This is a genomic window from Paraburkholderia nodosa (assembly GCF_001718195.1).
Classification (GTDB): Bacteria; Pseudomonadota; Gammaproteobacteria; order Burkholderiales; family Burkholderiaceae; genus Paraburkholderia; species Paraburkholderia nodosa_A.
The window spans coordinates 1-770 of sequence record NZ_MCNV01000076.1 but is presented as its reverse complement, the minus strand read 5'-3'; the positions used below and the strand labels follow the sequence as shown (position 1 = coordinate 770).

Sequence of the window (770 nt, the reverse complement as noted above, 5' to 3'; positions counted from 1 at the left end):
GCCGCGCTCCTCGGGGATCGTCACCGCGAACACCGCTTCGCGCGCCTCGCCCACCTCGGCACGCTCGGCCACGAAGCGCATGCGGTCGAAGTTCATGTTCGCGCCCGAGGTGATCGCCACCAGCGTCTGCCCCTCGATGCCCTCGCGCTCCGCGTACTGCTTCGCGCCCGCCACGGCCAGTGCGCCTGCGGGTTCGAGCACGCTGCGCGTGTCCTGGAAGACGTCCTTGATCGCGGCGCAAAGGGCGTCCGTATCGACCGTGAGCACTTCGTCGAGATACTGGTGGCACAGGCGGAAGGTTTCCTCGCCCACGAGCTTGACGGCCGTGCCGTCCGAGAACAGCCCGACTTCGGTGAGTTCCACGCGCTTGCCCGCCTTGATCGACTGCGCCATCGCGCAGGAATCGTCGGTCTGCACGCCGATCACCCTGATCTCGGGGCGCACGGCTTTTACGTACGCCGCCACGCCCGCGGCCAGCCCGCCGCCGCCGATCGGCACGAAGATCGCGTGAATCGGGGCCTGATGCTGGCTCAGCACCTCCATGGCCACGGTGCCCTGGCCGGCGATCACGTGGGGATCGTCGAACGGATGCACGAAGGTCAGGCCGCGTTCTTCCTGCAGGCGCACGGCGTGGGCGTAGGCGTCGCTGTACGACTCGCCGGCCTGCACGACCTCGACGGTGGCGCCGCCGTGGGCGCGCACGGCATCGACCTTCACCTGCGGCGTGGTCACCGGCACGCAGATCACGGCCTTCACGCCGAGCTTCGCCG

The 770-nt window shown here is 69.5% G+C and carries 1 protein-coding gene; it reads right to left on the bottom strand.

Annotation, left to right across the window (positions count from 1 at the left end; genetic code table 11):
• Nucleotides 1–770 (bottom strand): threonine ammonia-lyase, biosynthetic (gene ilvA / locus BFD71_RS38695; protein ID WP_069269422.1); only part of this gene is annotated, 770 nt, incomplete at both ends.